This is a genomic window from Sphingomonas sp. CCH9-F2, assembly GCF_001556735.1.
Taxonomy (GTDB): domain Bacteria; phylum Pseudomonadota; class Alphaproteobacteria; order Sphingomonadales; family Sphingomonadaceae; genus Sphingomonas; species Sphingomonas ginsenosidimutans.
Map to the genome: position 1 here is coordinate 1 of NZ_LSJO01000388.1, position 1,733 is coordinate 1,733.

2 protein-coding genes are annotated in these 1,733 nt (G+C 72.0%); both read left to right on the forward strand.

Going from position 1 to position 1,733, the window contains the following annotated elements; translation table 11 throughout:
• The coding region (locus tag AX685_RS11230; protein ID WP_231738805.1) for a S26 family signal peptidase at positions 1–340 on the forward strand (340 nt) is incomplete at its 5' end.
• Between the two features lie 41 nt (positions 341–381).
• Complete coding sequence (locus AX685_RS11235; RefSeq protein ID WP_066488692.1) at positions 382–1,449, forward strand: AI-2E family transporter; 1,068 nt, start codon at positions 382–384, stop codon at positions 1,447–1,449.
• The last annotated feature ends 284 nt before the right edge of the window (positions 1,450–1,733 follow it).

Below are 1,733 nucleotides of genomic sequence, written 5' to 3' on the forward strand. Positions count from 1 at the left end.
CCTGCCGATCGTGACCGAGACGCTGCCCGGCGGGCGCCGCTACGACACGGTAGATCTGGAACCCAACAGCCCCGGCGACAATTACGGCCCGGTGACGATCCCGGCCGACCATGTGTTCCTGATGGGCGACAACCGTGACCGGTCCGCCGACAGCCGCTTCGCGCTGGGCGGGTTCGAACGCGGGCTGGGCGGGCCGGTGCCGTGGGAAAACCTGGGCGGGCGCGCCGAATTCATCACCTTCTCGCTCGACGGCGACGCGACGTGGAACCCGCTGACCTGGCCGGGTTCGCTGCGCGGCGGGCGCGCAGGCACCTCGCTCCACCCGGCGACCGGCCAGTGACGCCCCCGGACGGACAGCGCGGTCGCGACGCCCGCGTCCCCGTGGTCGGCGGCGCCAGCCCGCACGAGGTGCGCAGCGACGCGACCCGCGACGAAATCCGCCGCGCGGCGGTATGGCTGGGCATGGCGAGCGCGATCGCGCTGGTCGTGCTGCTGGTCCAGCCGCTGCTCATCATCCTGGGCGGGCTGGTGTTCGCCGCGCTGCTCGACGGGGGCGTGCGGCTGCTGGGCCGGGCGCTGCCGATCGGGCGCGGCCGGCGGTTGCTGATCGTCTGCCTGCTGACGGTCGCGTTCCTGGTCGGCACCTTCTATCTGGCTGGCGTGCAGATCACCGAACAAGTGATGCAGCTGCGCTCCACGATGGAGACGCAGGCGACGCGCCTCGCCGGATGGCTGTCCGCGCAGGGGCTGATGCCGGGCACGTCCGACCTGTCGGGGATGGCGCGGCAGGCGCTGTCGTCGGTCGGGCGGCTGACGTCGTGGCTGGGCACCGCCGCGGGCGCGATCACCAGCCTGTTCATGATGATCGTCATCGGGCTGTTCGTCGCGATCGACCCGCGCGTCTACGAACGCGGGCTGCAATGGATGATCCCGCTGGACCAGCGCGCCGAATTCGCGCTGACCGTGCGGCGGATGGCCGACACGCTGCGCCGGCTGCTGGCGGGGCGGTTGCTGGGCATGGCGCTGGAAGGCGTGCTGACCGCGATCGCCTTGTGGATCGCGGGGGTGCCGATGGCACTGATTCTGGGCATCCTGACCGGGCTGCTGGCGTTCATCCCCAATATCGGCGCGTTCATCTCCGGCGCGCTGATGGTCGCAGTGGGCTTTTCCGCCGGAGTCCATACCGGGGTGATCGCGATCGTCGTCTATGTCGTGGTGCAGACGTTCGACGGCTATGTCGTGATACCGATGGTGGCCAAGCGCACCGTCGACCTGCCGCCCGCGCTGACGCTGGGGACGCAGATCCTGGCCAGCGCGCTGTTCGGCATCCTGGGCCTGGCGCTCGCCGATCCGATGACCGCGATGCTCAAGACCGCGATGGAGCGCCGCTCGGAACGACTGGACGGCGACACCGGCGACGCGAACGAGGACGGGCAATCCGCGTCGTAGCGGCACCGGGACGCGCGCGTCCCACTTTTGCCACATCCGCTTGTCAGGGCAGCGATGGCGCGGCACTTCGCGCCGAAACCTCGCGCCGCCCGCCCGCGGCGCGCGCTGCTGGATGACGTGATTGGCCGCCGAACCGCCCGCCCCGCCCGCTGCCGATCCCGCGCCGTCCCCGGCGGCGGTGGTCGCGCCGCTGGCGGCGCTGAAGCCGGTGCAGACGCTCCAGCGGCGCTGGCCCGCGCTGCTGGGCGCGGTGGTCACCGCCGCGATGCTGGGTGGGCTGGCGG